This window comes from Kitasatospora sp. NPDC001683, from assembly GCF_053596495.1.
The window spans coordinates 1-25,080 of record NZ_JBSFGK010000091.1; the positions used below are offsets into that span (position 1 = coordinate 1).

General features: G+C 72.3%; 19 protein-coding genes and 1 pseudogene. 15 read left to right on the top strand and 5 right to left on the bottom strand.

The genetic code is table 11. The annotated features are described in order from the left end of the window. Window positions 1-80: 80 nt before the first annotated feature. Window positions 81-1,160, bottom strand: a complete 1,080-nt coding sequence (locus tag ACWCYO_RS32955) for a nuclear transport factor 2 family protein (RefSeq protein WP_449786270.1) — start codon at window positions 1,158-1,160, stop codon at window positions 81-83. 155 nt (window positions 1,161-1,315) lie between these two features. On the opposite strand from ACWCYO_RS32955, the gene sigJ reads away from it, so the two are divergent. Together sigJ and ACWCYO_RS32965 are read left to right on the top strand one after the other, a co-directional pair. After that, window positions 1,316-2,305 carry an RNA polymerase sigma factor SigJ gene (sigJ, locus tag ACWCYO_RS32960; protein ID WP_449786271.1) on the top strand — a complete coding sequence of 330 codons (990 nt, stop codon included), beginning with the start codon at window positions 1,316-1,318 and terminating at the stop codon, window positions 2,303-2,305. 99 nt (window positions 2,306-2,404) lie between these two features. Beyond that, the gene (locus ACWCYO_RS32965) at window positions 2,405-3,322 is read left to right on the top strand and encodes a DUF2690 domain-containing protein (RefSeq protein ID WP_449786286.1); all 918 of its coding nucleotides are present in this window, start codon (window positions 2,405-2,407) and stop codon (window positions 3,320-3,322) included. A gap of 104 nt (window positions 3,323-3,426) precedes the next feature. On the opposite strand, the gene ACWCYO_RS32970 is transcribed toward ACWCYO_RS32965, so the two are convergent. Continuing rightward, on the bottom strand, window positions 3,427-3,807 hold the full coding sequence (locus ACWCYO_RS32970) for a peptidoglycan-binding domain-containing protein (protein ID WP_449786272.1): 381 nt from the start codon (window positions 3,805-3,807) through the stop codon (window positions 3,427-3,429). Between the two features lie 376 nt (window positions 3,808-4,183). Here ACWCYO_RS32970 and ACWCYO_RS32975 point away from each other — a divergent pair, with 376 nt between their 5' ends. The 9 genes from ACWCYO_RS32975 to ACWCYO_RS33015 all read left to right on the top strand — a co-directional run bounded on the left by ACWCYO_RS32975 (window position 4,184) and on the right by ACWCYO_RS33015 (window position 17,815). After that, complete coding sequence (locus ACWCYO_RS32975; protein WP_270145525.1) at window positions 4,184-4,678, top strand: carboxymuconolactone decarboxylase family protein; 495 nt, start codon at window positions 4,184-4,186, stop codon at window positions 4,676-4,678. Window positions 4,679-4,931: 253 nt separating this feature from the next. Then, window positions 4,932-5,684, top strand: coding sequence for a response regulator transcription factor (locus tag ACWCYO_RS32980; protein WP_030278167.1), 753 nt, complete (start codon window positions 4,932-4,934; stop codon window positions 5,682-5,684). 12 nt (window positions 5,685-5,696) lie between these two features. Further along, window positions 5,697-7,196, top strand: coding sequence for a sensor histidine kinase (locus tag ACWCYO_RS32985; protein ID WP_449786273.1), 1,500 nt, complete (start codon window positions 5,697-5,699; stop codon window positions 7,194-7,196). Between the two features lie 114 nt (window positions 7,197-7,310). Further along, a complete protein-coding gene (locus ACWCYO_RS32990; protein ID WP_270145522.1) occupies window positions 7,311-7,898 on the top strand; it encodes a Uma2 family endonuclease in 588 nt (195 codons plus the stop codon). Beyond that, complete coding sequence (locus ACWCYO_RS32995; RefSeq protein WP_449786274.1) at window positions 7,891-9,255, top strand: oxygenase MpaB family protein; 1,365 nt, start codon at window positions 7,891-7,893, stop codon at window positions 9,253-9,255. Before ACWCYO_RS32990 ends, ACWCYO_RS32995 begins: the two co-directional genes overlap by 8 nt. Before the next feature lie 341 nt (window positions 9,256-9,596). Next, window positions 9,597-11,141 (top strand): cytochrome ubiquinol oxidase subunit I, encoded by a 1,545-nt coding sequence (locus ACWCYO_RS33000; protein WP_449786275.1) that lies wholly within the window; start codon window positions 9,597-9,599, stop codon window positions 11,139-11,141. A gap of 46 nt (window positions 11,142-11,187) precedes the next feature. Then, window positions 11,188-12,261, top strand: coding sequence for a cytochrome d ubiquinol oxidase subunit II (cydB, locus tag ACWCYO_RS33005; RefSeq protein WP_449786276.1), 1,074 nt, complete (start codon window positions 11,188-11,190; stop codon window positions 12,259-12,261). Between the two features lie 4 nt (window positions 12,262-12,265). After that, window positions 12,266-15,958: a thiol reductant ABC exporter subunit CydD gene (gene cydD / locus ACWCYO_RS33010; protein WP_449786277.1), complete on the top strand. Its 3,693-nt coding sequence runs from the start codon at window positions 12,266-12,268 to the stop codon at window positions 15,956-15,958. Window positions 15,959-16,006: 48 nt separating this feature from the next. Continuing rightward, window positions 16,007-17,815 (top strand): GAF domain-containing protein, encoded by a 1,809-nt coding sequence (locus ACWCYO_RS33015; RefSeq protein WP_449786278.1) that lies wholly within the window; start codon window positions 16,007-16,009, stop codon window positions 17,813-17,815. Window positions 17,816-17,840: 25 nt separating this feature from the next. Here the strand turns inward: ACWCYO_RS33015 and ACWCYO_RS33020 are convergent, their stop codons facing one another. Then, window positions 17,841-18,689: an HAD family hydrolase gene (locus tag ACWCYO_RS33020; protein ID WP_405000673.1), complete on the bottom strand. Its 849-nt coding sequence runs from the start codon at window positions 18,687-18,689 to the stop codon at window positions 17,841-17,843. A gap of 174 nt (window positions 18,690-18,863) precedes the next feature. Here ACWCYO_RS33020 and ACWCYO_RS33025 point away from each other — a divergent pair, with 174 nt between their 5' ends. Beyond that, window positions 18,864-19,055 (top strand): hypothetical protein, encoded by a 192-nt coding sequence (locus ACWCYO_RS33025; RefSeq protein ID WP_270145491.1) that lies wholly within the window; start codon window positions 18,864-18,866, stop codon window positions 19,053-19,055. Window positions 19,056-19,068: 13 nt separating this feature from the next. Here the strand turns inward: ACWCYO_RS33025 and ACWCYO_RS33030 are convergent, their stop codons facing one another. Next, the gene (locus ACWCYO_RS33030) at window positions 19,069-19,956 is read right to left on the bottom strand and encodes an LLM class flavin-dependent oxidoreductase (RefSeq protein WP_449786279.1); all 888 of its coding nucleotides are present in this window, start codon (window positions 19,954-19,956) and stop codon (window positions 19,069-19,071) included. Window positions 19,957-20,245: 289 nt separating this feature from the next. On the opposite strand from ACWCYO_RS33030, the gene ACWCYO_RS33035 reads away from it, so the two are divergent. Continuing rightward, the gene (locus ACWCYO_RS33035) at window positions 20,246-21,187 is read left to right on the top strand and encodes an MBL fold metallo-hydrolase (protein WP_270145481.1); all 942 of its coding nucleotides are present in this window, start codon (window positions 20,246-20,248) and stop codon (window positions 21,185-21,187) included. Window positions 21,188-21,260: 73 nt separating this feature from the next. Beyond that, on the top strand, window positions 21,261-21,713 hold the full coding sequence (locus tag ACWCYO_RS33040; protein WP_449786280.1) for a winged helix-turn-helix transcriptional regulator: 453 nt from the start codon (window positions 21,261-21,263) through the stop codon (window positions 21,711-21,713). On the opposite strand, the pseudogene ACWCYO_RS33045 reads toward ACWCYO_RS33040, so the two are convergent. After that, window positions 21,702-21,941: pseudogene (locus ACWCYO_RS33045) on the bottom strand (LLM class flavin-dependent oxidoreductase); the annotation flags it as partial. The gene ACWCYO_RS33040 and the pseudogene ACWCYO_RS33045 sit on opposite strands and share 12 nt — an antisense overlap. Before the next feature lie 287 nt (window positions 21,942-22,228). Here ACWCYO_RS33045 and ACWCYO_RS33050 point away from each other — a divergent pair. Further along, a complete protein-coding gene (locus ACWCYO_RS33050; RefSeq protein WP_449786281.1) occupies window positions 22,229-24,871 on the top strand; it encodes an RICIN domain-containing protein in 2,643 nt (880 codons plus the stop codon). Window positions 24,872-25,080: the final 209 nt, after the last annotated feature.

Here is a 25,080-nt window from a genome sequence, read left to right on the forward strand (position 1 = left end):
GGCACTACATCGACTCCACCGGCGGCTACCTCGGCGGCGCGCGCACCAACGGCGCCCGGCCGACTTCTCGCGCAGCAGGGTCAGTACCCGATGGCCTCGCGCAGCAGCAGTACGGTGCCGCGGGCGAAGCGGGTCGGCGCGTTGAGCACCAGGAGCTGGTTGACGGCGCTGGGCTGGCCGTAGGCGGCCCGGGCGCGGGCGTCCTCCAGGGGGAGGGCGTGCTCCTCCAGGCGGCGCATGGCGGTCGGCAGGTCGGGGACCACCTTCTGGGCGCCGACGATCCAGACCGCGTGGCCGGCGCCGCCGGCGTTGGCGGGCAGCTGGCTGCCGGAGCCCGAGGCGATCACCAGGGAACCGGTCTCGGTGACGGCGGCGACGCTGCCCACCGCGACGTCGGGGGACGCCAGCAGGCGCCGGAGCTCGTCCGCCTCGGCCTCCCGGTCCATGGCCAGTACCCGGGACTTGACGGACCGGTAGCGGCTGCCGCCGTTGATGTCCTCGTCGAGACCGGACAGCCGGAGGGTCTCGCTGGCCGAGGTGAAGACGCTGGCGTTCTCCGGGATCAGCTCGTGGACGCGGGCGCGGGCGGCGGCCGCGTCGTCCAGGACCTCGACGGTGAAGCCCTGCGCCGCCAGGGCGGCCGCGGCCCGCTCGAGCCGCTCGGCGGGCGCGGGAGTGGCGAAGGTGGCGCCGCCGTCCGGCCCGACCTCCGGCCCGCCCTCCGCGCTCGGCGCGGAGCCGCCCAGCGGAGTGGTGTCCACGTACCGGACCTCGTAGACCCGCTCGGCGAACCGCCAGCCGTCCGTCGTCCGCCGGTAACGGTCGTGGTAGATGGCGTAGTTGAGCCCTTCCTGGTTGTTCTTCAGCCGGACGACCTCGTGCATCATGGCGCGGCCGGTCGCGGTGTCGCCGTCGATCCGGATCGCGCCCGGGTGGGTGTTCTGCACGAAGAAGTCCCACTGCGCCTGGAGCTTTGCCCGCCCGGCGCCGATCTGCTCCGGCCCGACCAGTTCGATCGGGACGTTGGGCATCCGCAGCGCGCCGTCCGGGGTGAACAGGGCGGCCAGCCGGGCTCCGTCGCGCATCATCACCGCGTCGGTGAACTCGGCCTGCAGGGCCTGGATTTCGACTCGGTCGGCGATCGCCTGGAAGTCGTTCACGGTGTTTCCTCCCTACCGTTCGGTTGCCGTCTGCCCTTACGACAGGACGGCACGCCGGAATGTGAGGCGGCGCGCGGACGTCACATTCCGGCCCGCTGTCCTGTCGTAGGACTCGTAGGAGTCATGGGAGGACGAGACCGACCGGAGGCGGGCAGATGAACGACGACCTGAGCGTGATCATGAGCGAGCGGCGCCAGCTGATCAACGTGGCGTACCGATTGCTCGGCTCCCTCGCCGACGCCGAGGACGTCGTGCAGGAGACGTACGCCCGCTGGTACGCGATGACCCCGCAGGAGCGGGCCGCCGTCGTCTCGCCCGGCGGCTGGCTGACCACGGTCGCCAGCCGGATCTGCCTCAACCAGCTCGGCTCCGCCCGGGCCCGGCGGGAGCGTTACGTGGGCGAGTGGCTCCCCGAGCCGCTGCCCGAACACCGGGAGGGGGCGGAGGGCGCGGCGGCGGACCCGGCGGACCGGATCACCCTCGACGAGTCGGTCAACATGGCCTTCCTCGTCGTCCTCGAGTCGATGACGCCCGCCGAACGCGTGGCGTTCATCCTCCACGACGTCTTCCAGTACCCGTTCGCCGAGGTCGCCGCGATCGTCGGCCGTTCGGCGGCGGCCTGCCGGCAGCTGGCCAGCTCGGCCCGCCGCCGGATCCGCGCGGCGCAGGCCCCGGCGACGCCGACGAGCGAGCAGGCCGTCGTCGTCCGGGACTTCAAGCGGGCCTGGGAGGCGAAGGACGTCAAGTCGCTCATGGACCTCCTCGACCCGGACGCCACCGTGATCGCCGACGGCGGTGGCCTGGTCAGCGCACTGCTGGAACCGCTCACCGGCAGCGAGTGGATCGCCCGCATCCGCGTCCACGGCGACCGCGTCACCGCCGGGCTCACGCTGCTGGAGTGCGCCGTCAACGGCCTGCCGGGCCTGGTCGCGCAGCAGGGCGGCGTCACCGACACCGTGATGGCGTTCCGGATCGCCGAGGGCCGGATCACCCACATCTGGGCGGTGCGCAACCCCGAGAAGCTCCGTGCGTGGACGGGGGCGGGGGCGGGGGCGGGGGCGGACGCAGGACCGGGCAGGCCGGGCGAAAGCCGGGACGGGGTTGTCCGGGACATGTACCCTGAAGCGGCGAGGTCGATCAACTGATGTGAACAGCAAGGCTCGTGGCGCATTGGGGGGCGCGTGGCCGGTCGCTGGAGGCGTCTGCCTGAGGGGTTGTCCGCGGCGGAGCGGGAGCTCGTCGAGGTGCTCAGGGAGATGAAGGACCGCAGTGGGCTCAGTCTGGTCGAGCTCGCGGATCGGACGCACCACAGCAAGTCGTCGTGGCAACGGTGGTTCAACGGCGAACGCGTCGTGACCGAACACGCGTTGCGTCGGTTGGCCGAGGTTTCGGGTACTGACGTGGAGTCGGTGCTGCCGGTCTTCCTCGCGGTGGTGTCGCGGAACACCGGGGCCGACGAGGACGAGGGCAAGGACGGGACCGAGGGCAAGGACGGGACCGAGGACGAGGACGGGACCGAGGACGAGAGCGGCCTCGACGGCGCGGCGACGGGCGGTTCGACCCGGCGGCGGCAACTCGGCTACGCGGCCGTGGGGTTGACGGTCATCATGGTGTTGGCCGCGGTAGTGGCCGTGTGGTGGCTCGGCCGACCGTCGAAGCACGCCGAGGTCTCCGCCGCTCCGACGACCGCGACGGTGACCGCGACCACGACCGCGACCGCGACCGCGACCCGTTCGGCGCCAGGCGGCTGTCTGGGGGTCTCCTGCACCGGGCTGGACCCGAAGGCCAGTGGCTGCGGCGACGACGCCGTCACGCTGATCACTGCCAACGTCCAGCGGATGACCATTCAGATCCGCTACAGCGCCCACTGCAGGGCCGCCTGGGCCAAGCTCACCGACGCCACTCCCGGCGACTCGGCCTCGATCACCACGGCCCGGGGCGGCCATCAGACCGCCCTGGTGCACTGGGGCTACGACGCGTACTCGCCGATGGTCGACGCCTCCGCCTCCGACAGCGGTCTGCAGGTGTGCGGGGAGCAGGCGGCGGGCCGGGGGTGCAGCCAGGTGATCACCGACCCCGCGAGCGCGCCGGTGGCGCCGGATCTGCTCACCACGCCGCCCCCGGGCGCGGCCACCGCCACCACGGCGGGCCCGGAGCACTGAGCCCGGAGCCTGCCGTGGTGGCGGATGCCGTACCCGGAACCCGGGCAGGGGCGGCCCCCGTCTGTCGTGCCGCCGTCCCCGCCCGGGCGTCACTCACCCACGCGTCAGCACACGTAGTTGGGGGACTGGTACCAGTAGTCCAGCGAGCCCCAGGTGTTCGGCCCGACGATGCCGTCCACCGAGAGGCCCGCACAGCTCTGGAACTGGTAGACGGCGGTCTGGGTGGCCGGCCCGAAGCTGCCGTCGATGTTCAGCGGGGTGTGGCTGCTGGGGCTGAGCGAGAGGTTCAGCTCGCACTGCAGCTGCTTCACCGCGGTACCGCTGGAGCCCCGGCTGAGGGTCGGCTCGGAGTTGGTGTAGTTGCACGAGGGGCTGGCCTGGTCCGGCGTCGCGGTCGTGGCGGCGGCGCTGCCGGCCGTCCCGACGGCCGAGGCCAGCACGAGGCCGGCTCCCGCGAGGCTGAGCACGATGCGGTTCTTGCGCATGACGCTTCCCTCCCTGATGTGCCACACGGCCCCTGACGGCCTGCGGCGGTCGGCGTCCGGAGGCGAGCGCCCCGGACGACGGCAACTCTGCCGCCGTCCGGGGCGGTCCCACAGGGCTGGGATGGGGGTGGGGACGGCCCGGGGAAAGTCCCACGGACCGGTCCGGTGGGGAACGCCCGGAGGTGCGGATTCTCCGTACGTCCCCGGAGCGAGGGGGATCGCCGGGGTCGGATCACCCACGTCCGGGTGGTGCGCGACCCGGAGGAGTGCCGCCCGCGGAACGAGTGACGCAGGTCACATTCACGGCTGTCACAGGACGCCCGGTCATCCGGTCATAGAGGACGCCAACGCAACACGGAACGCCGAGGAGCGCGCCATGGAAGCCCGTCTGAACCCCTTCGCCAGCCCGGTCCTGGGCAAGGTCTTCAAGCACCTCATCGCCGCGAACAAGTCGCTCGCGGACTCGACCCTGCCGTACGCGACCCAGGAGCTGGTGCGGCTGCGGGCCAGCCAGATCAACGGGTGCTCGGCCTGCGTCGACATGCACTTCAAGGAGGCCGTGCACGCCGGCGAGGAGGCGACCCGGCTGAACCTGGTGGCGGTGTGGCGTGAGGCGACGGTCTTCACCGACGCGGAGCGGGCCGCCCTGGAGCTCGCGGAGCAGGGCAGCCGGCTGGCCGACGGGGGCGGGGTGACGGACGAGGCGTGGGCGAACGCCGCGAAGTACTACGACGAGGAGCAGCTCGCGGCGCTGGTCGGCGTCATCGCCCTGATCAACGCCTTCAACCGCGGCAACGTCATGATCCGCCAGCCCGGCGGCAGCTACCAGGCGGGCCAGCACGTCCAGGCCGCCGCACAGCTGAGCAGCTGAGCGTACGACGTCGACGGCCGGGGATCGCCCTCCCCGGCCGTCGACGTTCCCCGTCAACGCCCGAGGCCCGTACGCACACCACCGAGCCCCGCCCCTGGGGGCTTGTCGCCCAAAAACCGACCGATAAGGTGTTAATCCAACATTCATCCATGCCGCATAGCCTCCGAGGGCTAGCCTCATGCTGAACGTCATCGTCCGACCGGGAGGCGAAACCCCCGTGCAAGGCACTGTCACCACACCGGGCGGCCCCACCGTGGCCGGGGGCCAGGGCGAGGCCTTCCTCCTCGTCGTGGACGACGAGCCGAACATCCGCGAACTGCTCGCCGCCTCGCTGCGCTTCTCCGGGTTCCGGGTGGCCTCCGCCGCGAGCGGGACCGAAGCCCTGGAGCTGATCGCCGCCGAGCGGCCGGACCTGGTGGTCCTCGACGTGATGCTGCCCGACCTCGACGGTTTCACCGTCGTCGAGAAGCTGCGCGAGCGCACCAGCCGGGGCCAGATCGCCGGGCCCGCGCACGGACACCCCGGCGACCACCTGCCGGTGCTGTTCCTCACCGCCAAGGACGGCGTCGGCGACAAGGTGCAGGGACTGGCCGCCGGCGCGGACGACTACGTCACCAAGCCGTTCAGCCTCGAGGAGCTGATCGCCCGGATCCGCGCCATCCTGCGCCGGGCCGGCGGGCCCGCCGAGGACGGCCGACTGGTGGTGGCCGACCTCAGCCTCGACCCGGTCGCCCACGAGGTCACCCGCGCCGGCACCCCGGTCGCGCTCTCCCCGACCGAGTTCAAGCTGCTGCACTACCTGATGGCCAACGTCGGCCGGGTGGTGTCCAAGGCGCAGATCCTCGACCACGTCTGGGCCTACGACTTCGGCGGCGACCTCTCCATCGTCGAGTCCTACATCTCCTACCTGCGCCGCAAGCTCGACTCCGGCCCGGCGCACGGCCCCAAGCTGATCCACACCGTGCGCGGCATCGGCTACGCGCTGCGCCGCCCCCCGCAGGGCTGACCGGACGGACTCGTGCTCAACCGCCTCACCGCCCGGCTCTCGCTGCGGGCCCGGCTGCTGGTCCTCGCCCTCGCACTGGTCACCACCGGGCTCGCGGTCAGCGACACCTTCGTGCTCGGCACCGTACGGGCCCAGCTGGTGGAGCAGCTCGACGAGCAACTCCAGCGCTACGGGCAGCCGCTGTCGCGCAAGGCCCCGGTCCAGCTGACCGCGCCGGGCGCCGGCAAGCCGGTCGTCACCGGGCGGCGGATCAGCCTGCCCAGCCAGTACCTGGTGCAGTGGCTGTCCTCGGACGGCAAGGTCCAGGGCTCGCTGCGCCAGCCCGTCTCGGACAGCGACCCGGCGCCGCAACTGGCCGGGCTGGACCCGACCCAGACCGCCCCCGACACCCCCTTCGACCTGCCCGACCAGCGCGGCCACCACAGCTGGCGGGTACTGGTGCTGCCGCTCCAGCCACCCCGCGCACCGGCCTCCGGACTCGGCGCGTACGCCTCCCCCACCGTCGCCCCGACCTTCGTCATGGTCGCCGTCTCCCGCGAGGACATCGACGCCACCACCGGCCGGCTGAGCACCTCCTTCCTGGCCATCGGCGGCGGCGTCCTGCTGCTGATCACCGCACTCGGCTTCTTCGCCGTCCGGGCCGGGCTGCGGCCGCTGTGGCGGATCGAGGCGGGCGCCGCGCGGATCGCCGCCGGCGAACTGTCGCACCGCATGCCGGAGCTTTCCCCGGGCACCGAGGTCGGCCGGCTGTCGGTCGCGCTCAACGGCATGCTCACCCAGATCGAGGCGGCCTTCGCCGCCCGCGCCGAGTCCGAGGCCCGGATGCGGCGCTTCGTCGCCGACGCCTCGCACGAGCTGCGCACCCCGCTGGCCGGCATCCGCGGCTTCGCCGAGCTGTACCGGATGGGCGCGCTGCCCACCGAGGCGGACGTCACCCGGACCATGAGCCGGATCGAGAGCGAGGCGGTCCGGATGGGCACCCTGGTCGAGGACCTGCTGGTGCTCGCCCGGCTCGACGAGGAACGCCCGCTCGACCTCGCCCCGATGGACCTGCGCACCCTCGCCGCCGACGCCCTGCACGACCTCACCGCGCTCGACCCCAGCCGCCCGGTCGCGCTCACCGGTCCCGCCGGCACCGGCGCCCCCGGCGCGGCACCCGTCCTCGGCGACGAGGCCCGGCTGCGGCAGGTGGTCACCAACCTGGTCGGCAACGCCGTCAAGCACACCCCGCCCGGCACCCCGGTCCGGATCGGGGTCGGCGGCGGCGCCGACGGCGTCTGCCTGCTGGAGGTCGCCGACTCCGGGCCCGGCCTCACCGAGGAACAGGCCCAGCGCGTCTTCGACCGCTTCTACCGGGTCGACGCCTCCCGCAGCCGCGACAACGGCGGCGGCGGCGGACTCGGCCTCGCCATCGCCACCGCCCTCACCCGTGCCCACGGAGGCACCCTCACCCTGGACACCGCCCCGGGCGAGGGCGCCACCTTCCGGGTCGAACTCCCCCGCCAGCGCTGACCGAACCCGCACCCGAAAACCCCCCTCGATCGGGTGAACCCCACGTCGTTCACCCGATCGGCCCCTTGGTCCCGTGCCATGGTCCTGGTGTCCTGCGAGGCAGCGGGAGGCGACGTGAGCATTCACCCAGACCAGAGGTTGTGGAACCTCTGGAAGTCCATGGATGTTCCGGAGGGCTTCCGCGCGGAGATCATCGAGGGGGCCATCACGTTGTCGCCCACCAGCGGCACTCGACACTTCCGCATCAACAGGCAGGTACTCAGCGGCTTGGTCGACTACCTGCGTAAGAGCGCCTGGATGCCGGGAAACGTCTGCAACGTCATTCATGGGCTCAAGGTGCTGATCCCGGACGTGCTGGTTGCCCCGAGGGACATCGAGGAGGTCGAGCACCCGGAGGGCCTGGGGCTGCTCGCCTCCGGAATCCCCCTGGTCATCGAAACCGTCTCGCCCGGAGCCGAAGCCCGCGAGCGCGACCACGTCCTGAAGCACCGTGCCTATGCCGCCGCCGGTATCCCGGTGTACGTGATCATCGACGACCACGACGACGGCGGCGCTGTCACGGTCCTCACCAGCCCTGACCCCGAGCGCCGGGCGTATGCCTCCTCGATCCGGGTCCCGTACGGCAAGGAGGCTGTCATCCCGGAGGGTCCCGCCAAGGGTTTCGTGATCGGCCCCGACATCACTGGAGAGCGCCATGCCTGACCCGGGTGTTTCGTTCAAGCGCGATCTGTCCGAGTGGCGGGTCGCCCTCGTCGCCTGGCGGCTCCTCGTGCTGCAGGCCGCCGACCCGGTGGTGGGGGCCGGGATGACGGAGCACTCCACCTACCGGGCGCACCCGTGGCGGCGGATCGAGCACACCTTGGGGAGCGGGCGGCGGCTGTTCTACCAGGACGCGGACGCCCTGCGCCGCGAGGTCGCGCGGCTCAACCGGTCGCACAAGCGGATCCGCGGCACGATGCCGGACGGGCAGCCGTACGACGCGCGGGACGCGGCGACCCGGGTGTGGGTGCTGCTGACGCTGTTCGAGTGCGTGGTGGCCATGCGGCGGCTCGGCGGGGACCCGTACGACTCCGCGCAACTGGAGCTGGCCTACCGGGAGTTCAAGGAGGCGATCGCCGCCTTCGACCTGCCCGGGGCCGAACTCCCCAAGACCGCCGCCGACTTGCCCGCTTACTTCGCCCGATACACCCGCGAGAAGCTGGAGTTCACCGAGTCCACCCGCTACCTGCTCGACGACATGCTGCGCGAGGCGCCCCGCCCCCGAAGGCTCTGGTTCCTCGGGGACGCCGGGTGGCGGATCACCCGGCTGCTGGTCGCCCGGGTGATCCGCGAGCTGACGGTGGCGGACCTGCCGCCGGCCGTACGGCAGCGGCTCGGGCTGGCCCGCACCCGGCGCGGGGCGCTGCTGTCCGCCGTGCTGCACCGGGGCGCCGGGGCCGTCGTCCCGCTCCTGCCGGACCGGGTGCGCTACCGCTCCCCGGTGGAGGAACAGCCACCGCGTCGGCTGCGCCTCCAGCGCGGGGACGCTCGCGGCTCCCGGGTGGACCGGTTCTTCCGGGAGGTGCTGGACCAGACCGGGGACGGCTTCATCACCGTGCACGACCTGCGGGCGATGGCCCACAACGTGTGCTGGCAGCTGGAGTTGGACGAGGACGCCGAGGCGCGGCTGTACCGGGCCTTCGACGGCTGGTGGGAGCAGCTGCGCGCGGCGATGGACGCCAACGGGGACGGCAAGGTGAGCCGGGAGGAGTTCACTGCGGCCACTCTGGCGGGCCTCGACCAGGACGAGGCGTACCTGGAGCAGGGGCTGCTCCCTGCTCTGCGCGCGGTGTTCGTCGCGGCCGACACCGATGGCAGCGGCGTCCTGGAGTTCGACGAGTACCGCGCGGTGTTCGGCGGTCCGCGGGTTCACCCGGCGGAACTGTCGCACGGTTTCCGCCAGTTGGACACGGACGGGGACGGGCGGATCACGCTGGAGGAGTTCCTGCGCGGCTTCACCGAGTTCTTCACCGCCCGCGCCGACTCCACCTCGGGGGCGCAGCTGCTCGGCCGACCGTAGCCCCCAGCCCGTAGCCCCCTAGCACGCCCCGCTCGCCGCAGCGAGCGGGGCGCGGTGCTGTCAAGCGCCGGTTCGGCCAAGAGCGGAGCGCCGTCCGCCCGGTCGTTCGTTGCCCCGGTGCGCCAAACCTCCGCAGACTGTGCGCACCGTCACGCCCCGCCCTGCCGCGTCAACCCCACCCCACCTGCGGTTCCCCCGTAAGGATGGTGGATACTGTGCTTGTGAACGTGTTCACGTTCACAAGCGGACAAGCTTGCGTGGTTGAGCAGCGTCTACGGCTATGGATCAGGTTTGTCCGGAAAACGCCCTGAACAGGGGCCGGCGGAGAGAGGGCGGGCGACGTGGAACTGGCAATCGCTCACGAGACGATCGCGCGGTGGCAATTCGGCATCACCACCGTGTACCACTTCCTCTTCGTACCGCTCACCATCAGTCTGGCCGCGATCGTGGCCGGGCTGGAGACCGCCTGGGTGCGTACGAGCAAGGAGAAGTACTTCCACGCGACCAAGTTCTGGGGAAAGCTCTTCCTCATCAACATCGCGATGGGTGTCGTCACCGGAATCGTGCAGGAATTCCAGTTCGGCATGAACTGGTCCGACTACTCCCGCTTCGTCGGTGACGTCTTCGGCGCCCCGCTCGCGATGGAGGCGCTGATCGCCTTCTTCTTCGAGTCCACCTTCATCGGCCTGTGGATCTTCGGCTGGGACAAGCTGCCGAAGAGGATCCACTGCGCCTGCATCTGGATGGTCTCGCTGGGCACCGTGCTCTCCTCCTACTTCATCCTGGCCGCCAACTCCTGGATGCAGCACCCCGCCGGCTACGCGATCGACAAGGCCACCGGCAAGGCGCGGCTCACCGACATCACCAAGGTGCTGTTCCAGGACACCACCCTCACCGTGGTCTTCCACACCCTGACCGCCGCCTTCCTCACCGGCGCCGCCTTCATGGTCGGCATCGCCTCCTTCCACCTCTGGAAGGCCAAGCGCAGGCCGGAGAACGCCGACCCGAAGAAGACCGCGGTGATGCGCACCTCGCTGCGGCTCGGCCTGGTGCTCGCGGTGATCTTCGGCGCCGGCACCGCGCTCAGCGGCGACACCCTCGGCAAGGTCATGTTCGAGCAGCAGCCGATGAAGATGGCCGCCGCCGAAGCGCTGTGGGACACCCAGGCGCCCGCGCCGTTCTCGATCTTCGCGGTCGGCGACGTCGGCAAGGGCCACAACTCGGTCGAGCTGGAGGTCCCCGGGATACTCTCCTTCCTCGCCCACAGCGACTTCAGCTCGTCCGTCCCCGGCATCAACGACACCGCCGCCGCCGAGGCCGCCGCCCACGGTGGCAACCCCAAGGACTACATCCCGAGCGTCTTCGTGACCTACTGGGGCTTCCGGTTCATGATCGGCTTCGGGATGACCTCCTTCGCCGCCGGCCTGATCGGCCTCTGGACCACCCGCCGGAAGTTCCTGCTGCGCCCCGAGTTCCGCACCGGCGACACCGAGGTGCCCCGGCTGATGCTCACCCCGAAGCGGGAGCTGGGCCCGCTGCTCACCAAGTGGAGCTGGCGGATCGGCATCCTGACCATGGGATTCCCGCTGATCGCCAACAGCTTCGGCTGGATCTTCACCGAGATGGGCCGCCAGCCCTGGGCCGTCTTCGGCCTGATGACCACCGCCAGCGCCGTCTCCCCCAACGTCGGCGTCGGCACCCAGGTCGGCGCCCTGGTCACCTTCACCACGCTGTACGCGATCCTCGCCGTCGTCGAGGTCCGGCTACTGGTCAAGTACGCCAAGGCCGGCCCGGTGGTGACCGAGCGGCCCCCGGCCGAGGACCCGTCGCTGCGCGGCCCGTCCGCGGACGAGGACGCCGACAAGCCGCTCGCCTTCGCCTACTGACCCGACAGACCGGCAGAACTGACCCACAGATAGGAGACCCAGGGTCATGCAACTCCACGACGTCTGGTTCGTGCTGATCGCGGTCCTGTGGATCGGCTACTTCTTCCTCGAGGGCTTCGACTTCGGGATCGGCGTCCTCACCAAGCCGCTCGCCCGGAACACCGCCGAGCGCCGGGTGCTGATCAACACCATCGGTCCGGTCTGGGACGGCAACGAGGTCTGGCTGCTGACCGCCGCCGGCGGCACCTTCGCCGCCTTCCCGGACTGGTACGCGACCCTGTTCAGCGGCTTCTACCTCCCGCTGCTGGCCATCCTGGTCTGCCTGATCGTCCGCGGCGTGGCCTTCGAGTACCGGGCCAAGCGGGACGGCGCCCGCTGGCAGCGCAACTGGGAGGAGGCCATCTTCTGGACCTCCCTCATCCCGGCCTTCCTGTGGGGCGCGGTCTTCGCGAACATCGTCCGCGGCGTGGACATCGACGCCCACAAGAACTACGCCGGCGGCCTCGCCGACCTGTTCAACCCGTACGCGCTGCTCGGCGGACTGGTGACGCTCGCCCTGTTCACCTTCCACGGCGCGGTGTTCGCGGCCCTCAAGACCGTCGGCGAGATCCGCGAGCGGGCTCGCCGGGCCGCTCTCCAGGCGGGCCTGGTGACCGCCGTCCTCGCCCTCGTCTTCCTGGTCTGGACCCAGGCGCACAGCGGCAACGGCCGCAGCCTGGCCGCCCTGGTGATCGCGGTGCTGGCCCTGGTCGGCGCCCTGGTGGCCAACCAACTCGGCCGCGAAGGCTGGGCGTTCGTCCTCTCCGGGGCGACCGTCGTGGCCGCGGTCGCGATGCTGTTCCTGGCGCTCTTCCCGAACGTCATGCCCTCCACGCTCGACCCGGCCTGGAGCCTGAACGTCGGCAACGCGGCCTCCTCGCCGTACACCCTCAAGCTGATGACCATCGTGGCCGCCGTGTTCACCCCGCTGGTGCTGCTCTACCAGGGCTGGACGTACTGGGTGTTCCGCAAGCGGATCGGGGTGCAGCACATCCCCGCCGGCCACCAGCCGGCCGCCCCGGCAGCCCCTTCTGCCCCGGCCGCCAAGGCAGCCCCCGCCGCCCCGATCGACCGGGCCTGACGCCGTGAAGCCGGTCGACCCCCGACTCCTCGGGTACGCCCGCACCACCCGTGCCTTCCTCGCCGGATCCGTGCTCCTCGGCGGGGCGGGCGCGGCCCTGGTGGTCGCCCAGGCGAGCCTGATCGCCGAGATCGTGGTCCGCGCCTTCCAGCGCGGCGCCGGACTCGGCGAACTGACCGCCCCGCTGGTGCTGCTGGCGCTCACCGCCCTCGGGCGCGGGCTGGTCGGCTGGCTCACCGAACTGACCGCGCACCGGTCCGTCGCCCGGGTGAAGTCCACCCTGCGGCGCGGGCTGCTCGACCACGCCACCGCGCTCGGCCCGTCCTACCTGGCGGGCCGGCGCACCGGCGAACTGACCACCCTCGCCACCCGCGGCATCGACGCCCTCGACGACTACTTCGCCCGCTACCTGCCGCAGCTCGCGCTGGCCGTGGTCGTCCCGGTGATCGTGCTGCTGCGGATCGTCGGCGCCGACCTCACCTCGGCCGCCGTCATCGCGGGCACGCTGCCGCTGATCCCGCTGTTCATGGTGCTGATCGGGAGGGCCACCCAGGCCCGGATGGACCGGCAGTGGAACACCCTGGCCCGGCTCTCCCACCACTTCCTCGACGTGGTCGCCGGCCTGCCCACCCTCAAGGTGTTCAACCGGGCCCGCAGCCAGGCCGCCACCGTCGCCCGGATCACCGCCGACTACCGCCGGGCCACCCTGCGCACCCTGCGGACCGCCTTCATCTCCTCCTTCGCGATGGAGCTGCTCTCCACCCTGTCCGTCGCGCTGGTCGCGGTCACCATCGGCTTCCGGTTGGTCGACGGCTCGCTCGACCTGGAGACCGGGCTGCTGATCCTGATCCTCGCCCCCGAGGTGTACTTCCCGATCCGCCAGGTCGGCGCTCTCTACCACTCCAGCGTCGAGGGGCTCACCGCCGCCGACGAGATCTTCCGGGTGCTGGAGACCCCGCTGCCCGCCGCCGGGACCGTCCCGGCCCCTGACCTCGCCGGCGCCGTGATCACCGCCGAGGGCCTGACCGTACGGCACCCCGGTCGCGCCCTGCCCGCACTGGACGGCGCCGCGCTGACCCTGCGCCCGGGCTCCAGCACCGCCCTCACCGGTCCGAGCGGGGCCGGCAAGTCCACCCTGCTGGCCGTCCTGCTCGGCCTCACCACCCCCGATGTCGGCACCGTCCGGATCACCGCCGCCGACGGGCGCACCCACGACCTCGCCGAGCTGGCGCCCGGCAGCTGGCGGCGCCAGATCGCCTGGGCGCCCCAGCGCCCGCACCTGTTCGCCGGGACGGTCGCCGACAACCTGCGGCTCTACCGGCCGGACGCCTCGGACGAGCAGCTGTGGACGGCGCTGCGGGCCGCCCACGCGCTCGACTTCGTCACCGACCTGGACGCCGGACTGGGGGAGGACGGCGCCGGGCTCTCCGCCGGACAGCGCCAGCGCCTCGCGCTCGCCCGGGTGCTGCTCGCCGACGACCGGCCGCTGGTGCTGCTGGACGAACCCACCGCCAACCTGGACGGCGCCTCCGAGCAGGCCGTGGTGGACGCCGTCCGCACCCTCGCCGAGGACCCGGCGCGCACCGTGCTGGTGGTCGCGCACCGGCCGGCCCTGCTGGCGGTGACGGAGGAGCGGGTCCGGCTGGCGGGGCCTGCTGCCGAAGCGGCCCCGCCCCGAGCCGAAGGGCGCGCCGGTGCCGAAAGCATGGGCCCCTCCTGCCCGATGGCGGGCAAGGAGGGAGAGCGACCAGCGACCGACGGAGGAGGGAGTGCCGGAGCGTGGGGGCACCTCCCGGCCGCCAGGCTGGGGGAGAGCGTCGGCGCCGGGTCCGAGCGCCCGGAGGCGAGCGGGCGAGTCACCGAGCCGGTCACCGCCCTCGCCCACAGCGGGAAGCCGACCCCCGCCCCCGCCGCGCCCGAGGAGCCCGAGAGCGAGCCCGCCGCCCCCCGGCTGGCGCTGTCCGTGCTGCTCGGCGCGCTCGCCCTCGGCAGCGCCGTCGCCCTGATGGCCACCTCCGGCTACCTCATCTCCCGGGCCTCCCAGATGCCCCCGGTGCTCTACCTGATGATGGCCGTCACCTCCGTCCGGGCCTTCGGCATCGGCCGCAGCGTCTTCCGCTACGCCGAGCGGCTGGTCTCCCACGACGCCGTGCTGCGTACTCTCGGCACCCTGCGGGCCGCCGTGTACCGCCGGCTGACCGTGCTCGCCCCGGCCGGACTGCCCGCCTTCCGGCGCGGCGACCTGCTCTCCCGGCTGGTCGCCGACGTCGACGCGATCCAGGACCACCACCTGCGCTGGCGGCTCCCCGCCGCCGTCGCCGCGGTCGTCGCGCCGGCCTCGGCGGTCGCGCTGGGCGCCTTCCTGCCCGCCGCCGGGCTGGTGCTCGGCCTCGGGCTGCTGCTGGCCGGGGTGCTGGTCCCCGCACTCGCCGCCCGTTGGTCGGCCGGCGCCGAGCGGCGTCAGGCCCCCGCCCGCGGGCGCCTGGCCACCTCCGTGGTGGACGCCTTCACCGGCACCGCCGAGCTCACCGTGGCCGGCGCGCTGCCCGGCCGGCTCGCCGCCGTCCGCACCGCCGACGCCGCGCTGACCGGGCTCGCCGAGCGCTCGGCCGCCACCACCGCGCTCGGCACCGGGCTGATCGCGCTGCTCACCGGGCTGACGGTGGTGGGCGCGGCGGCCGTCGGCATCCAGGGGGTGCGCGGCGGCTCGCTCGCGCCGGTCTGCCTGGCCGTCGTGGTGCTGACCCCGCTGGCCGCCTTCGAGGCCGTCACCGGGATGCCGCTCGCCGTCCAGGCCCGCCGGCGCAGCCGCGCCGCCCGGGGCCGGCTGGACGAGGTGCTCACCGCCTCGGCGCCGGTCGCGGAGCCCGCCGAGCCGCTCGCCCTGCCCGAGCAGCCGCTGCCCGTCGCGGTTCGCGGGCTGACCGTGCGGCACCCCGGGCAGACCGTGGACGCGCTCGCCGGGGTCGACCTCGACATCGCGCCCGGCCGCCGGATCGCCGTGGTCGGCCCCTCCGGCTCCGGCAAGACCACCCTCGCCCAGGCGCTGCTGCGCTTCCTGGAGCCGGACGCCGGGTCCGTCACCTTCGCCGCCGGTCGTCCACAGGCTGTGGACAGTCGCGCGCTCGCGGGCGAGGACGTCCGCCGGGTGATCGGCCTCTGCGCCCAGGACGCCCACGTCTTCGACAGCTCGCTGCGGGAGAACCTGCGGCTCGCCCGACCGGACGCCGACCAGGAGGACCTGCGCGCCGCGCTCGCCGCCGCCCGGCTGCTGGACTGGACCGACACCCTGCCCGACGGCCTGGACACCATGGTCGGCGAGCACGGCGCCCGCCTCTCCGGCGGCCAGCGCCAGCGCCTCGCGCTCGCCCGGGCGCTGCTCGCCGACTTCCCCGTGCTGGTCCTGGACGAGCCCGCCGAACACCTCGACCTGCCCACCGCCGACGCGCTCACCGCCGACCTGCTGGCCGCCACCGCGGGCCGCACCACCGTGCTGATCACCCACCGGCTGGCCGGGCTGGACGACACCACCGTGGACGAGGTGCTGGTGCTGGACGGCGGGCGGATCGCCGAGCGCGGCCGCTGGTCGGAGCTGGTCGCCGACCCGGACGGGCGGCTGCACGCGATGTGGCGCCGGGAGCGGGAGGCGGACCGGCTGCTGGGGGCGGACGCTCCGCTGGAGGCGGTGAGCTCGTGATCGTTCCGCGGCCCTTCGGCTGAAAACCGTACAAACTAGGCTTTCTCCATGGACCCCACGCCGGACCTCCCCGAGCCCACCCCCGAGCCGACACCCCATCGGGTGCCCGAGATCGCCTCGCTCGGGCTGGACACGCTGGTCACCGAGGTCGCCGAACGCCTGCAGTCCGCCGCCGCCGTCACCGACCGGATGCAGCGGCTGCTGGAGGCGGTGGTCTCCATCGGCGCCGGGCTCGATCTGCACGCCACCCTGCACCGGATCGCCACCGGCGCCGCCGAACTCGTCGACGCCCGGTACGCGGCCCTCGGCGTGATCGCCCCCGGCGGGCACGGCCTGGCCGACTTCATCCACGTCGGCATCGACGACGCGACCGCCGACGGGATCGGCGACCTGCCCGCCGGCCGCGGCATCCTCGGCGCGCTCATCGACCGCCCCGAACCGCTGCGGCTGGCCGACCTGCGCACCGACCCGCGCTCCTCCGGCTTCCCGCCGCACCACCCGTGCATGAAGACCTTCCTGGGCGTGCCGATCCGGGTCCGCGAGGAGGTCTTCGGCAACCTCTACCTCACCGAGAAGAAGGGCGGCGGGGCCTTCACCCCCGAGGACGAACAAGTGGTGCACGCGCTCGCCGCGGCCGCCGGCGTCGCCATCGAGAACTCCCGGCTGTACGAGGAGGGGCGCCGCCGCGAACGCTGGATCGCCGGCGCCGCCGCCGTCACCACCGCCCTGCTCTCCACCGAGCAGGCCGAGGGCGCGCTGACCGTCGCGGCCGAGCAGGTACGGGAGTTGGCGGACGCGGCGCTCGGGATGATCCTGCTGCCCACCGGCCCGGTCGGCGAGCAGGACGGCCAGATGCGGGTCGCCCACGCCTCCGGCGAGGCCGCCGAGTTCGTCCGCGGCGAGCTGCTGCCCAAGGACAGCTTCGCCGCCCGGCTGCTGGCGGGGGACAGCGTCCACCTGGACGACATGTCCAGTGACCCCACCGTGGTGATCCGGCTCGCCCGCAGCTTCGGCCCGTCCATGGCCGTGCCGATGGTCGCCGCCGGGCGGGTGCTCGGCGGGCTCTGCGTCTGGCGCCCGCGCGGCGCGCTGCCGTTCACCGACTCCGAGAAGCAGCTCGCCGAGACCTTCGCCTCCCAGGCCGCCCTCGCCCTGCGGCTCGCCGAGGGCCAGCACGACCAGCAGCGGCTGGCCGTCTTCCAGGACCGCGACCGGATCGCCCGCGACCTCCACGACCTGGTGATCCAACGGCTGTTCGCCACCGGGATGATGCTGGAGAGCGCGGCCCGCCGGGCCGTCGTCCCCGAGGTGAAGGCCGGCATCGGCAACGCGGTGGACGAACTGGACGCCACCATCCAGGAGGTCCGCACCACCATCTACGCCCTCCAGCACGACAACCACGGCGACGCCCCCGACACCCTGCGCACCCGGGTCCTGCGCGAGGCCAGCCAAACCGCGGCGGCGCTCGGCTTCAAGCCCTCGGTGAGCTTCGTCGGGCCGGTGGAGAGCCTGGTCGGCGAGAACACCGGGCGCCAACTCCTCGCCGCCCTGCGGGAGATGCTCTCCAACACGGCCCGGCACGCCCGGGCCTCCCGGGTCGGCGTGGAGATCGACGCCACCGTCCACCTGAGCGACGACGGCCGACCGGTCGGCGGCGACCCGGAGTCCCTGGACCGGGGCGGACGGCCCGGCGTGCTGCTCAGCGTCACCGACGACGGGGTCGGCATCCCGCAGGGCGGGCGGCGCAGCGGACTGCTCAACCTGACCCGGCGGGCGGAGGCGCTCGGCGGGGCCGCCTGGCACGAGCGGGGGCCGTACCGGAAGGGGACCGTGGTGCGCTGGACGGCCCGACTGTAGGCGCGCACAGTCGGAGCAGTCGGGGTCAGAGCAGTCGGAGCAGTTCCTCGAGCACCGCCGCGACGCCGTCCTCCTCGTTGCTCACCGTGTGCTGCGCCACCGCCGCCAGCACATGCGGATGGGCGTTGGCGACGGCGTACGCGGTGCCCGCCCAGGCCAGCATCTCCAGGTCGTTCGGCATGTCGCCGAAGGCCACCACCTCACTGCGGTCGATCCCGTGCTCGGCGCACCAACGGGCCAGCGTGCTGGCCTTGGTGACGCCGGGCGCGCTGATCTCCAGCAGCGGGATCGGCGAGGAGCGGGTGATCTCGGCCAGGTGCCCGGCCGCCGTCCGGGCCTCGGTGAGGAAGGTGTCCGGGTCGAGGTCCGGGTGCTTGGCCAGCAGCTTGAACAGGCCCCGCACCGGGCCGCCGTCGGCCAGCAGCTGCTCGGCCGGACCGATCACCCGGACCTCGTCGTCGCCCCACATCAGCACCTCGTACCCGGGCTCGCGGCCCCAGCCGTCCGCGTACTCGAAGGCGAACGCGGTGCCGGGCAGCTTGGCCCGCAGCACCTCCACCACGGCCAGCGAGGTCTCGACCGGCATCGGGAAGTACTCGATCAGCTCGCCGCCGCGCCGCACGTCCACGATCGCGCCGCCGTTGGAGCAGATCGCCACCCCGTGACCGCCGATGTGCGGGCTCAGCTGCTGCATCCAGCGCGGCGGCCGCCCGGTCACGAACACCACCTGCACCCCGGCCGCCTCGGCCGCCGCCAGGGCCGCGGCGGTGCGATCGCTGACGGTGCCGCCGGAGCACAGCAGGGTGCCGTCCAGGTCGGTGGCGATGAGGCGGGGAGCGGTACGGGCTTCGGTCACCGGTCCATCTTCGCCCATCGCCGCCGCAGGGCTGAATACTCCGGACGGCGGCGCGGTCGGGGCCGGTCGCGGGCCGCGGGGACGGGTTCCGGCCCCTCCCACACCGTTTCCGGCCGATTCGCCCCCGACCGGGGTGTCGGTACGGGCCGCCGGGCAGGACTCGCTGTGGTCACCCCGTCGGCAGGAAGAGCCATGCCCACTCGCCAGCTCAGTGACGAGCCGCCCCCGACCCTCCCCTTCCCGGACGCCCGGGCCGTACCGACTGCTTCCCGGGAGCCGGTGCTGCTCGGCGAGGTCCTCTTCCACGTCCTCGCCGAGCTCGCCCGCCGCACCCCGGACCCGGTCCCCGTCCTCCCGGCCCAGCGCACCCGCCCGCACCCGTGACGGCCGGCCCGGCTCAGCCCAGCTGGGCCAGGCCCTCGGTGGCGATCTCCTCGAACACCGCGAGGTCGTTCTCGAAGATCGAGTCCGGCACCGGCCAGTGGATCACCAGCTCGGTGATCCCCAGCTCCCGGTACGTCCCGGCCCAGTCCACGAAGGCGTCCACCGACTGCAGCGGCTTCTCCGCCGTCGAGCCCTGCAGCAGCACCTTCTCCAGCGTCGCCACGTCCCGCCCGGCCGCCTCGCAGGCCGCCGTCAGCTTCCCGATCTGCTTCGCGATGACCTCGGGCGCCTGCTCCACCGGCACGTCCGCCGGCCCGCGCGGGTCCCCGTACGTCACCCAGCCCTGCCCGTACTCGGCCGCCAGCTTCAGCCCGCGCGGACCGGTCGCCGCCACGTAGAACGGCACCCGCGGCGTCTGCACGCACCCGGGGACGTTCCGCGCCTCGACCGCCGAGTAGTACGCGCCCTCGCGCGTCGTGGCGTCACTGCGCAGCAACTCGTCCAGCAGCGGCAGGAACTCCCCGAACCGGTCCGCCCGCTCCCGCGGCGACCACGCCTCCTGCCCCATCGCCGTCGCGTCGAACCCCGTGCCCCCGGCCCCGATCCCCAGCGTGACCCGCCCGCCGGACACGTCGTCCAGCGTGATCAGCTCCTTCGCCAGCGTCACCGGATGCCGGAAGTTCGGCGAGGTCACCAGGGTGCCCAGCCGGATCCGCTCGGTGGCGCACGCGGCTGCCGTCAACGTCGGGACCGAACCGAACCATGGCTCGTCCCGGAAGCTCCGCCAGGAGAGGTGGTCATAGGTGTACGCGGCGTGGAACCCGAGGTCGTCGGCCCGCCGCCAGATCTTCTGCCCCTCGGCCCACCGGTGGATGGGGAGGATCACGGTGCTCAGTCGCATACGCCGACCCTACGTGCAGCGCTCTGATGGGTGAGGCTTCGAGTGAACTGCGGCGACATCGGAAGCGGTCAGCGCGCAACTCTCGATTGTTCCTCGACCTTGTCCAGCAGGCCAGTGAGCTGGCCGCATCCGGGGAGGTACGCACATCACGATCACCCCGTCACCGCGCTGCGGGGGACGCACTTGCAAGTGCGTACTTCCCAGCAGATTGTCACTCTCCGATAGTCAGTAACGAGGGCCGCGGCCTCCCGGCCGTGCCCGAGCGTGACAGCCTGTCGAGGAGAGAACCGTGGTCCAGCCCGCACTCCGCGCCCAGATCGCCATCGGTGAGACGACGGTGACCTATCTACCCGATGGGGAGGGGTGGCTCAATCCGGCCGCGTTCTTTCCTTCCAGCGTGCCGGGCGGCTGGGCGACGCACACGGAGTTCCTCGACGAGCGTGGCTGGTTCCCGGTCAGCATCGGTTCGTTCCTGATTCGCGCCGGCGGGCGGTCCGTCCTGGTCGACCTTGGCCTGGGCAACGTCGACTTCGCGATTCCCGACGTGGCGTCGTTCAAGGCCGGCGCGCTGGTGCGGAACCTGGCCGCCGAGGGCCTCTCACCCACCGACGTGGACGCTGTCGTCTACACCCACCTGCACCACGATCACGTCGGGTGGACCAGCGATGTCGCTCCGGGTCCGCATTTCCCTGACGGCCGCGAGGTCAACGGGCTGACGTTCCGCGCGGCCCGGCACCTGGTGAGCGAGGCGGAGTGGCGGCACTGGGAAGGCCGCGGGACGTTCCCCGGACCGGATTCGAAGGCCGTGCAGGATCCACTGGGCGGCGTGATCGGTTTCGTCACGGACGGCGAGGAGATCGCCCCCGGTGTGCGGATCCTGTCCACGCCGGGGCACACACCGGGCCACAGCAGCTTGATCGTCACGGATCCGTCCGGTGCTGACGGCCGACGCCTGATCGTCCTCGGCGACATCATGCACTGCCAGGTGCAGATCACTCAGAGCCACTGGACGTGCGTGTTCGACGATGATCCGGAGCAAGGTCTCCGCACCCGCGCCCGGCTCCTCGAAGAGCTCGGGGACGGAAACACGATCCTGGCCGGCGGTCACTTCGCGGGGCACGTCTTCGGGCGGGTCGTCCCTCCCGTGCTGCGGCGGGCGTGGGCCGCCGGCCCCGACGCCGAGGCGAACCCCCGGGTCGGGCACGGTCGGAGCGCGGCGACTGTCCGATGACACTTCGTCATGGAGTCCGCAGCACCTGACGCACACGCGAGCGCCGAGCGGATCGGTTGGTTAACGTATGCGCATGCCCGCCACCCGTGACCGCCGTCCTCGGCCGGGAACTCCCGGCCGGGTCCTGGCCTGGCTGCCGGACGGCAAGCCGGCCGACGCGTACAGCGCACCATGTCCGTCCCGTTCGGCCCTGGACCGGATCGCCGACAAGTGGACCGCTCTGATCGTCGGCGCCCTGGCTGCCGGAACGCTGCGCTTCAGCGAACTGCGCGAGGCCATCGACGGCATCAGCGAGAAGATGCTCACGCAGACCTTGCGGAGCCTGGAGCGCGACGGGCTCGTCAGCCGCACGGTCCACCCGACCGTGCCGCCCAAGGTCGAGTACCGCCTCACGGAACTGGGGCGGACGTTGGAGGCCCCACTCGGTGCGGTCCGGGACTGGGCGGAGCGGTACATCAACGAGGTGAACGCGGCTCGGGCCGACTATGAGCGCCGGGCGTCGGACAGCTCAGCCCGTGATGGGTGAACGAGGCTTGACCGAGGTCACCAGGGTGCCCAGCCGGATACTATGCGTAGCCATCGCGGCGGCGGTCAGCGTGGGTGCGGACCCGAACCACGGCTCGTCCCGGAAACTGCGCCACGACAGGTGGTCATAGGTGTACGCGGCGTGGAAGCCGAGGTCCTCGGCCCGCCGCCAGATCTTCTGCCCCTCGCTCCACCGGTGGATGGGGAGGATCACCGTGCTCAGTCGCATGGCATCGACCCTACGCGTGCACACGGTCGGGTGAGGGTTTCGGCGACCGGCCAAGCGAGAGGGGAAACCCGGTCGGCGCGCGGCCGGGGTTCCACGGCCACTGGCCCCACTGGTAGGCGTCGCGCGCACAAAGGTTGCCGTGATCGGGGCGGAAAATTCCCGTCAAGAAGTTCCCGGCTCGCGGCAACCCTTTGCGGCCCCTGCGACCACAAGGGAGTGGATCCGGCCAGCCCGTGGCCGGATCCACCCGTCCCCTCGTGCACAGTTCGCAAGGAGAACGTCCACCCATGAGCAACCCCACGAACGGCAGGCGCCGCGGGCGTCACCGCCGTCGCCTGAGCGCCACAGCTCTGGTGCTCGGTGTGTCCCTCACCGTCGGGTCGTACTTCGTGTTCGTACACGGGGACTCCCAGGCCGCGACGGTCGACGGCGATGCCTACTACAGGCTGGTCTCGGTACGCAGCGGCCAGGTGGTGGACGTCAACGCCTTCTCCACCGCCGACGGCACCCGGATCCAGCAGTGGGTCGACCAGAACACCGCCAACCAGCAGTGGAAACTGAAGTCCACCGGGGACGGCTACTACGAGCTGGTGAACCGCAACAGTGGCAAGGTGCTGGGCATAGCGGGCGACTCGACCAGCCAGGGGGCTGTCGCCGAGCAGCAGACGGACCGCTCCTCCGCCTCCCAGCAGTGGCGGATCGGCGATGTGAGCGGGTCCGACGCCGTCACCTTCACCTCCCGCAAGAGCGGTCAGGTCCTGGACGTCACGGGCAACTCCACGGCCCAGGGCACGCAGATCATCCAGTGGCCCGGGTGGGGTGGTGCCAACCAGCAGTGGAAGCTGGTGAAGGTGCCCGGCACGCCGGTGCCCGGGGCCGGCGGCGCACAGGGCTCCGGCTCGTACGTGTGGAAGAACGCCCCGGTGGCGGGCGGCGGTTACGTCACCGGCCTGATCTTCAACCAGAAGGAGAAGGGCCTGCTGTACGCGCGCACCGACATGGGTGGCGCGTACCGCTGGGACACCGGCGCCGAGCAGTGGATCCCGCTGACCGACTGGATCGGTCAGAAGGACTGGAACCTGCTGGGCATCGAGTCGCTGGCCACCGATCCGGTCGACCCGGACCGGCTCTACCTCGCGGCCGGCACCTACACCAACGACTGGGCCGGCAACGGTTCGATCCTGCGCTCCACCGACCGCGGCCGCACCTTCCAGCGCACCGACCTGCCGTTCAAGCTGGGCGGCAACGAGGACGGCCGCGGGGCGGGCGAGCGCCTGGTGATCGACCCCGCGAACCACGACCACCTGCTGCTGGGCACCCGCAAGAACGGCCTGTGGCGCAGCACCGACGCCGGTGTGACCTGGAACCAGGTCTCCTCGTTCCCGGTCAAGGACGGCGCCAGCTTCGGCACCGGCATCTCCTTCGTGACCTACGGCCCGGCCGGCAGCAACACGATCTACGTCGGCGTCGCCGACAGGTCCACCAACCTGTACCGGTCCACCGACGGCGGCAACTCCTGGCACCCGGTCTCCGGGCAGCCCACCGGCCAGGTGCCGCAGCACGGTGTGCTCTCCGGTGACGGCTCGCTGTACCTGACGTACAGCAACGCCCCCGGGCCCAACGGCGTGACGGCGGGCTCGGTGTGGAAGTACAACACCTCCGGCGGGGCGTGGAAGAACATCTCGCCGTCCCAGGGCGGCTACGGGTTCGCCGGTCTGGCCGTCGACCCGCAGAAGCCGTCCACGGTGATGGTCACCACGCTGGACCGCTGGTGGCCGCAGGACGAGGTCTACCGCAGCACCGACGGCGGTGCGACCTGGAAGACCCAGTCCGACAGGTCCGTGCGGGACGCCTCCATCGCCCCGTACCTCGGCACCGGCATCGGGCACTGGATGACCGCGCTGAGCATCGACCCGTTCGACTCCGGGCACGTGATGTACGGCACCGGCAACGGCATCTGGGCCAGCAAGGACGCCAACGCGACCGACAACGGCGGCACCAGCCACTGGTTCGTCGGAGCCCGCGGGCTGGAGGAGACGGCGTATTACGACGCGGTCTCCCCGCCCGGCGCCGCCGCCCTCATCACCGCGCTGGGCGACCAGGGCGGCTTCGTGTACGACGACCTGACGAAGGAGCCCACCGGGCGGCTGACCAACCCGACGATCTACAACAGCACCTCCCTCGACTTCGCCCAGTCCAACCCCTCGCTGGTGGTCCGGGTCGGCCGGGGCGGTGCGCAGGACGGCGCCCTCTCCACCGACGGCGGCCACACCTGGAACGGCTTCAAGGGCGAGCCGGTGGCCAGCGCGGACAGCGGCCACATCGCGATCGCGGCGGACGGCTCCAGCTTCGTCTGGACCGAGGCGGGCCAGGCCCCGTACCGCTCCACCGACCGGGGCGCGAGCTGGTCGAAGGTCAACGGCCTCGGCAACGATGCCGTGGTCGTCGCCGACCGGTCCTCGGCCAACACCTTCTACTCGCTGAACAACGGCACGCTCTACGCCAGCACCGACGGCGGCGCGAACTTCACCGCCCGCTCCGCCAACCTGCCGGGAGGCAAGCTCAGCGCCGTCCCCGGCGTCGCGGGCGACCTGTGGCTCGCCGGCGACGGCACGGGTCTGCTGCACTCCACCGACGGCGGCCGCAGCTTCATCAAGCTGTCCTCGGTGGAGTCCGCCTCCGCCGTCGGCTTCGGCAAGGCCGCACCGGGCACCTCGTACCAGGCGCTGTACCTGATCGGCACCGTCAAGGGCGTCGCCGGCGTCTTCCGCTCCACCGACCAGGGCGCGAGCTGGCTCCGGATCAACGACGACGCGCACCAGTGGGGCAACTTCGCCGGCCAGCGCATCATCACCGGTGACCCCGACACCTTCGGTCGGGTGTACGTCGGCACCAACGGACGCGGTCTCCAGTACGGCGACCCCTCCTGAGATCCCGAACCCCTGAGCGGGGCCGCAGGCACAACGGCCTGCGGCCCCGCCGTGGTTGGCGGACCGCCCGCCGTCCTCACCACTGCGCCGGCGGCGCAGGTCAAGCTGTGATGGTTGAGCGAGGTCACCAAGGTACCAAGGCGCACACTCTCCGTAGCCATCGCTGCTGCGGTCAGCGTGGGGACGGTACCCCCGACCCTACGGTAGCC

Coding starts and splice junctions, on each gene's coding strand:
- sigJ (WP_449786271.1), top strand. CDS start 1,316: ATGAACGACGACCTGAGCGTGATCATGAGCGAGCGGCGCCAGCTGATC.
- ACWCYO_RS32970 (WP_449786272.1), bottom strand. CDS start 3,807: ATGCGCAAGAACCGCATCGTGCTCAGCCTCGCGGGAGCCGGCCTCGTG.
- ACWCYO_RS32975 (WP_270145525.1), top strand. CDS start 4,184: ATGGAAGCCCGTCTGAACCCCTTCGCCAGCCCGGTCCTGGGCAAGGTC.
- ACWCYO_RS32995 (WP_449786274.1), top strand. CDS start 7,891: ATGCCTGACCCGGGTGTTTCGTTCAAGCGCGATCTGTCCGAGTGGCGG.
- cydB (WP_449786276.1), top strand. CDS start 11,188: ATGCAACTCCACGACGTCTGGTTCGTGCTGATCGCGGTCCTGTGGATC.
- ACWCYO_RS33015 (WP_449786278.1), top strand. CDS start 16,007: ATGGACCCCACGCCGGACCTCCCCGAGCCCACCCCCGAGCCGACACCC.
- ACWCYO_RS33020 (WP_405000673.1), bottom strand. CDS start 18,689: ATGGGCGAAGATGGACCGGTGACCGAAGCCCGTACCGCTCCCCGCCTC.
- ACWCYO_RS33025 (WP_270145491.1), top strand. CDS start 18,864: ATGCCCACTCGCCAGCTCAGTGACGAGCCGCCCCCGACCCTCCCCTTC.
- ACWCYO_RS33030 (WP_449786279.1), bottom strand. CDS start 19,956: ATGCGACTGAGCACCGTGATCCTCCCCATCCACCGGTGGGCCGAGGGG.
- ACWCYO_RS33040 (WP_449786280.1), top strand. CDS start 21,261: ATGCCCGCCACCCGTGACCGCCGTCCTCGGCCGGGAACTCCCGGCCGG.
- ACWCYO_RS33050 (WP_449786281.1), top strand. CDS start 22,229: ATGAGCAACCCCACGAACGGCAGGCGCCGCGGGCGTCACCGCCGTCGC.